This window comes from Campylobacter concisus, assembly GCF_003048985.1.
In the GTDB taxonomy this organism is placed as follows: domain Bacteria; phylum Campylobacterota; class Campylobacteria; order Campylobacterales; family Campylobacteraceae; genus Campylobacter_A; species Campylobacter_A concisus_AY.
The window spans coordinates 1-7,120 of the sequence record NZ_PIRS01000019.1 but is presented as its reverse complement, the minus strand read 5'-3'; the positions used below and the strand labels follow the sequence as shown (position 1 = coordinate 7,120).

Annotated in this window: 6 protein-coding genes and 2 pseudogenes; 1 reads left to right on the top strand and 7 read right to left on the bottom strand. The window is 42.2% G+C overall.

Going from position 1 to position 7,120, the window contains the following annotated elements:
* Positions 1-155: pseudogene (locus tag CVS91_RS10745) on the top strand (chemotaxis protein); the annotation flags it as partial.
* Positions 156-399: 244 nt separating this feature from the next.
* On the opposite strand, the gene CVS91_RS10025 reads toward CVS91_RS10745, so the two are convergent.
* The 7 genes and pseudogenes from CVS91_RS10025 to napA all read right to left on the bottom strand — a co-directional run.
* On the bottom strand, positions 400-741 hold the full coding sequence (locus CVS91_RS10025; protein ID WP_107831859.1) for a chaperone NapD: 342 nt from the start codon (positions 739-741) through the stop codon (positions 400-402).
* Positions 738-1,673 carry a WD40 repeat domain-containing protein gene (locus CVS91_RS10020; protein ID WP_107831858.1) on the bottom strand — a complete coding sequence of 312 codons (936 nt, stop codon included), beginning with the start codon at positions 1,671-1,673 and terminating at the stop codon, positions 738-740. The genes CVS91_RS10025 and CVS91_RS10020 overlap by 4 nt, the downstream gene beginning before the upstream one ends.
* A complete protein-coding gene (locus tag CVS91_RS10015; RefSeq protein WP_107831857.1) occupies positions 1,670-2,137 on the bottom strand; it encodes a 4Fe-4S ferredoxin in 468 nt (155 codons plus the stop codon). Before CVS91_RS10015 ends, CVS91_RS10020 begins: the two co-directional genes overlap by 4 nt.
* The gene (locus CVS91_RS10010) at positions 2,137-2,664 is read right to left on the bottom strand and encodes a nitrate reductase cytochrome c-type subunit (RefSeq protein ID WP_012001478.1); all 528 of its coding nucleotides are present in this window, start codon (positions 2,662-2,664) and stop codon (positions 2,137-2,139) included. The genes CVS91_RS10015 and CVS91_RS10010 overlap by 1 nt, the downstream gene beginning before the upstream one ends.
* Positions 2,661-3,452 carry a quinol dehydrogenase ferredoxin subunit NapH gene (gene napH, locus CVS91_RS10005; protein WP_107831856.1) on the bottom strand — a complete coding sequence of 264 codons (792 nt, stop codon included), beginning with the start codon at positions 3,450-3,452 and terminating at the stop codon, positions 2,661-2,663. Before napH ends, CVS91_RS10010 begins: the two co-directional genes overlap by 4 nt.
* Entirely contained in the window at positions 3,449-4,207 is a 759-nt protein-coding gene (napG, locus tag CVS91_RS10000; protein ID WP_034901590.1) for a ferredoxin-type protein NapG, read from the bottom strand. Before napG ends, napH begins: the two co-directional genes overlap by 4 nt.
* An 11-nt stretch (positions 4,208-4,218) precedes the next feature.
* Positions 4,219-6,975, bottom strand: a pseudogene (gene napA, locus CVS91_RS09995) (nitrate reductase catalytic subunit NapA); the annotation flags it as partial.
* Positions 6,976-7,120 lie beyond the last annotated feature (145 nt).

Genomic DNA, 7,120 nt, shown 5'->3' with positions numbered 1-7,120 from the left:
GTGAAGGAATAAATATGATAAATCAATCAGTTGCTCAAATAGATAATCTAACAAAAGAGAATGTTGTAATAGCCAACCAAGCAAATGAAGTAACATCAGAAGTAGATGAGATGGCTAAAGCTATAGTAGAGGATGTTAGGAAGAATAAATTTTAAACTAAACCACTACAATTAAATACAAATCATAGCTCTCTAAAGCATTAGAGGGCTATGTAAATTTAGACTAGATGATTAAATTTAACGCACAAGAAACTTCAAACAAATTTTAAAATCTATTTTTTACAAATTTTAAAACTTTACTCACTCATAAAGTTTTAAAATTTTGGGAAAGTTTCTTAAAAACTACATATAGTTTGTTGTTTTAAATTTAAAATTTGTTTGGACTCACTAAAGTTTAAATTTACCTCACCTTATAATGCACGCTACCGCCATATGCGATATCTTCGGCTTTTACGTCATCGCTTGTTAAAATTTCACTTATCTTGCCGTTTGCTTCAAGCCTCTCTCTATTCTCTTGAGCGTCTTCTTGATAGCTATAAACCATCGCAACACTCACCACGCCGCTAATGCCCTCTATCATCTTAAAAACCCTGATCTCATCTTCGATGCTCTCTGAGCTAACGACCACCACGATCCTATCTTCTGCGTCAGTGATGATCTCGCACTCTTTTAGCTTGCTTATCTCGCTTTTTACGCTCTCATTTTTATTATCCGTATAGACTATCAAGCTTGAAATATTCATTTAACTCTCCAAAATAAAATTTTCTTCTCATAAGCAGAGGTTGCGACCTCGTTGTCGCTTATAAAAACTATGCTATTTATCGTGCTTTGCCCAGTTTTTAGCATCGCGATCTTCTCTAAAGTGACACTATCAACCAAATTTACATCGCTCATCTCATCGCTCATATAAGCTGCGATCTTGCCGTCCGTGCTAAGCCCCACGCCATAAACCAAAAAGCCAGTATTTATCTTTTTTAGCGTCCCAGCCGAGAAGATCCCAGCGATCCTGTCGGTGCCTCCGCTGATCATGACGCCATTTTTATAGGCGATGTCGTAGATATTATCAGTGTGGATGTCTAAAATTTTGTCCATCTTTTTAGTGCGAACATTGTAAAAATAGACCTTACCACTCTCACAAGCGATCGCTAGCGTGCCTCTATCTTCGCTTATCTCCATGTCTGAGAGCATCGCGATTGATATCTTAAAGCTATCATAAATTTCGCCACTTTTTAGGTTTAAAAAGTAAATTTCATTGCTAATTGAGGCAAGTGCTATATGCTCATCATCTAAAAATAGAGCCTTTTTTATCGCTTGATTAGCCATTTTTATGCTTCTCATCTGCCCATTTTCTCTTATATAAAGCACCTTTGTAGCGTAGTCGCCCTCGCTTAGGATGAGCATCTTGCCATTTAGCTCATCGACATTTAAAATTTTTGGCCTTTCATGGTCGCTAACGTAGGTTTTTATATCATCCATTTTGATGATCTCATCAAATTTAGACTCTTTTGGATCGTAAATTTCAACCGTGCCACCATCAGTTGCGATAAAAAGTTTGCCATTTATCAGCGTGGTATTAAGCACATTTGCACTAGCTTCTATCTCTTTAATAGGCGTTGTGATCTCATTTGCAAAGATAAAATTTAGCAAGCAAAAAAGAAAAAATAAAACTCTCATAAAGCCTCCATCTCAAGCGAATTTTTAAAACAAACATCAAAGCACTCGCCGCAGCTCACGCAATTTTGATTGATTATAGGGCGAAAAACACCAAGAAACTCAACTGCTTTAAATTTACAAGCATCAAGGCAGTTATAGCAAATCGTGTCATTCCACGCTAGGCAGCTAGCGACATTGATGCTAACCTTTGCGTTTATGCTCTTTGGCGAGTTTAAGCTTAGTGTCACGTGAGCGCTACTTTGACAAGCTTTCGCGCACTCTTCGCAAAAGTCGCAGCCTAGCTTTTTAACTTTAAAAACAACTCTTTCATTTTCAAAGCTAAGAAGCTCTTTTTCACAGGCACTTACGCAGCTAGCATCGCATCCTACGCAGTCAAATTCCCCGCTAAAAAATGGTGGATCTATAAATTTGGGAGCAGGTTTTGCCCCCAAAATTTTACTAAAAAGCTCTCGCCTGCTTTGCATTACTTAACGCCGTCATTTAAAACGTCTAGTAAATTTGACTTATGTGAGCCGTTTTTATCTCTAAAGTCAGGCTTAAATTTGTTGCCAACAAGCTGCGTTACGCCATTTTGTTGCTCGACGTGGCAAGTTGTGCAGTTATATCTCTCATCATCAAGCTTGCCTGCAAGATCTTTTTTATTTCTGATGTCATAAAGGTGAGAAGCTGGGATCGGAGTTGCTCCGCTATCTTTTGCAAACTCAGGCATGTGGCAGGTTACGCACATATTTGAATCTTTTGTGATAGGCACCAAACCCTCAGTGTCGTGTGGGATAAACGGAGGTGCATTTTCAAAAGATCTATCAAATCTCTTTGCCATACCTGCTGGCTCTTTTGTGTAGTTGATGTCTTTTAAAACAACGTCTTTATCATCTAACAAATCAACATTTCTAAGGCCGATTTGCGAATCACTAATGCTTGGATTATTCAATGCACATGCCGCTAAAAAGGCAGCGCATAGTGCTCCAAGCGCCATTATTTTCATTTTCATTTTTCTCTCCTTAAATTTCTAATACTAAAATTTAACGCCCCGTCGCCGCAAACGTCGATGCATCTACCGCAGCTTATGCACTCGCTTGAGCTAACCGCGCGGCTCTCTTTACCGATCATATCTAGCACTTGCACCTCTGGGCAGACGAGCTTACACTTCATACACTTTGTGCAGGCATCTGCGTCGTGTTTTACTCTGATGAGAGCAAATTTTGATATCACTGTGTAAAATGCACCAAGCGGGCAGACGTGTGAGCAAATTCCGCGCTTTAGCACGAACATATCAAATGCTACTATGCCAAGGACGATGCCAATGGCGCTAACTGAGCCGTAGATGATGCCACGCTGGATGATACCAACAAAGCTAATGCTCTCAAACGCTGGCACTGAGAGAGCAAGGCTTAAGATAAGAGTGAGCGCTAGCAAGTAGTAGCGCAAATTTTTACTTACGTTTAAAATTTTCTCACCCTTAAAGCCAAATTTCTCTCTTAGCTTGTAAGCAATGTCAGTTAGTAAATTTACTGGGCAAACCCACGAGCAAAATGCCCTTGGGGCGATGAGTGCATAAAATGCAAAGACGATGATCGCGCCAATTACTGCATTTATGCCTACGCTAAAGCCTGCTAGTAAAATTTGAAGCACCGCAAATGGATCGCTTAGTGGAATTTGTCCAAAAAGCAAAGATGAGCTTAAATTTCCGCTAAGTATCTTAACTCCATAAACATTTCCTAGGATAAATAGCACTAGGATAGAAATTTGAGTTATTCGTCTTAAGATTAAAAATTTCATAGCTCACCACCATTTAGATAGTCAGTCGCCTTTTTGATGTCGAGCTTTATCTTGCTGTCGGCATCATCCACGCGCCTTTCATCTTCTTTTACCCAGCCTTTGACGTAGTTATCGCCAACTTTGCCAAGCACAACTTCGCGGTTTAGCACAGTAATGGCTGCTTTTTCGGTGATACAGGCTCGCTCGCACACGCCGCATCCTGTGCAGATATCGCTATCAACTACTGGGAGTAAAAACGCATGCTTTTGCGTCCTTTCGTTGCGGCGATACTCAAGATACAAGGCCTTATCTATGAGCGGACAGGATCTGTAGCAAGCATCGCACTGTATGCCCCAGTATGCCACGCAGTTTTTCATATCGACCACTGCAACGCCCATTTTGGCTTTATTTATGTCTAGTTTGCCAGCTGTGCTTACTAAATTTGCATCCAGCGCACCAGTCGGACAGGCTGGCACGCAAGGGATATGCTCGCACATATGACAAGGAATTTTTCTAGGCTCAAAATAAGGCGTACCGACACTTATACCATCTTCAAGAGTAGCGAGTTTTAGCGTATCAAATGGACAGGCCTCTACACAAAGCCCGCATCTAATACAGCTCTTTAAAAACTGCTTCTCCGCTTTCGCACCAGGCGGTCTAAGAAGTACAAGCGGTGAGGCTTTGGCACTAAGTGACCATATAAAGCCTCCGCCAAGAGCTAAGATCGCCGCCTTAGCTCCAAATTTCAAAGCTTCACGCCTACTTGAAAATTCCATATCAGCCACTTTTATGCCTTGTAAATTTTAACCGCGCACTTTTTATAGTCTGTCTCTTTTGAGATCGGGCAAGTAGCGTCAAGGCAGACTTTATTTATAAATACGTTTTCGTCAAAGAAAGGCACATAGACAAGACCTACTGGCGGCTTATTTCTACCTTTTAGATCTACCCTTGCTTTTACCTTTCCGCGGCGTGACTCGACCCAAACGATCTCATTTTGAAGCACGCCAAGTTTTTTAGCGTCATCTTCATGCATGTAGCAAAGTGCCTCTGGAACGGCTCTATAAAGCTCAGGAACACGCATAGTCATCGTACCTGTATGCCAGTGCTCTAGAACACGGCCAGTACATAGCCAGAATGGATAATCTTTGCTTGGCATCTCGCATGGATCCATGTAAGGGCGGAAGAAAATTTTTGCTTTGTTTGCAAGAGGAGTTTTCTCTTGATTTCTTACGCCTTTTAGATCGCCTGTTGGAAGAGCTGCGTTTTTGTTTCCGTAGAATGCAAATTTATCATTTGGAGCAGCTTTTTTAGCGTATGGGTCAAATTTAGTGTTAAATCTCCACTGAGTCTCTTTGCCATCAACGACTGGCCATCTTAGACCTCTTACTTTATGGTAAGTGTCGAAGTCAGCTAGGTCGTGGCCGTGGCCAACGCCAAATTTTCTATACTCTTCCCAAAGATATTTGTGGATAAAAAATCCATATCCTTTAAATTCTTTACCATCAGAGCCGATCACCTTTCTGCTATCGCCAAATACCTCTGTATTGTCATAGTTTTCCATGATCGGATCGTTTGCGCTAAATTTCTTAGCATCTTCATTTGCAAAAAGCACGTCGAATAGCGTATCTTCTTCGCTATATCCCATAGCTTTTGCAGCTTCAAGCACGCTTGGAAGTGTCACTTTGTCATTTACTTTTTTCTCACCCCAAACATCTTTTAGCTTAAAGCGCTTACTAAACTCAAGCATTTGCCAGATATCAGGCATCGCTTCGCCAACAGGGAGTACTTGCTGTCTCCAGTGCTGTGTCCTTCTCTCAGCATTACCGTATGCGCCCCATTTTTCGTAGATCATCGCAGTTGGCAAAATAAGGTCAGCTACTTTTGCAGAAATTCCTGGATAAGGGTCACTTACAACGATGAAGTTGTCCATCTCGCGAGCTGCTTTGATCCAGTGGTTTGCGTTTGCAGTGTTTTGCCATGGGTTATTTACTTGAACCCAGATAAATTTAACCTTGCCATCTTCAAGATCACGCATCATTTTTACGTAATGTGAGCCTGGTACGGCATTTAGCGTGCCAGCAGGTAGTTTCCAAAGTTTTTCAGTGATCTCTCTATGTTTTGGATTGCCGACAACCATATCAGCTGGCAAGCGGTGAACGAATGTTCCAACCTCTCTTGCAGTTCCACACGCACTTGGTTGGCCAGTTAGAGAAAAGGCGCCTGAGCCTGGAAGTGCTTGCTTGCCGAGCAAGAAATGCACCATATAAGCTTGCTCATTTACCCATGTGCCGCGTTGGTGTTGGTTAAAGCCCATAGTCCAGAAGCTAACGACTTTGCGGTTTTTCTCGATGTAAAGATCAGCAAGAGCTTTTAGTTTTTTCTTAAATTCATTGATATCTTCGTTTGGATCACCTTTTGCTACTTTAGCTGTAAAGTCAAGTGTGTAAGGCGCAAGAGCTTTTTTGAACTCTTCAAATGTTATTTGCCAGTGATCGCCAGCTTTTGCAGCATTTTTATTTTCTAGCGTATCGCCAGCCTTTAAACCAAGATAAGAAAGTGTAACGCCCTCAGCCTCGCTTAGCACTTTTGACTTCTCAGTAGCAGCTGTGTCTAGCTCGCTTGGAGCATATTTTTTGTGGTGGATATCTGGACGAAGACCATATCCGATATCAACTGGACCAGCCGTGAAGACGCAGTGTTTTTTAACAAATTCTTCATCGATCATCTCAGGGTGGTTATAGACTATCTCACGAGCGATGTAGTTCCAGATAGCAAGGTCAGATGACGGAGCAAAAATGATTTCGATATCGGCTAAATTTGATGTTCTAGTTGAGTAGGTGCTTAAATTTACGACCTTTACTCTATCAGGATCACTAAGCTTTCTATCGCTCACGCGCGCCCAAAGGATCGGGTGCATCTCAGCCATATTTGCTCCCCAAGCTATGACAGTATCTGTTAGCTCGATGTCATCAAAGCAGCCTGATGGCTCATCGATACCAAAAACTTGCATAAAACCAAGAACTGCACTTGCCATACAGTGTCTTGCGTTTGGATCGATGCTGTTGCTTCTAAAGCCGCCTTTCATAAGCTTAACTGCTGTGTAGCCCTCTGGGATTGTGTATTGACCAGAGCCAAGCACGCCAACGCCGTGAGGTCCAAGCTCGTCATAAGTCTTTCTAAACTGAGCTTCCATCACGTCAAATGCTTGCTTCCAGCTTACTTGCTTAAATTTACCTTTTTTGTCAAATTCGCCCTTTTCATTTACACGTAAAAGTGGATGAGTGATCCTATCTTCGCCGTACATGATCTTAGCATTAAAGTAGCCTTTGATACAGTTTAGACCGCGGTTTACTGGTGCTTCTGGATCGCCTTTTACGGCTACTATCTTGCCCTCTTTTGTAGCAACCATGATGCCACATCCGGTTCCACAAAATCTACAGGCAGCCTTATCCCAACGCCAGCCTTTTTCAGCTTCGTTTGCCGCACTTAGCGAGCTTGGCACAGCGATACCGGCACTAGCACAAGCAGCACTAGCTGCAGCCCGTCTCTTATACCCATCTTACGCTGCCGACGACCCACCCTGTGTAGATCTCGGTGGCTGCCGCGTACTCAGCAATACCACATGACGGCATGTCTAACCTAGTGCCTTCAGCACAGACGTCGAACGCTCAGAGCTCGACACTATGGTG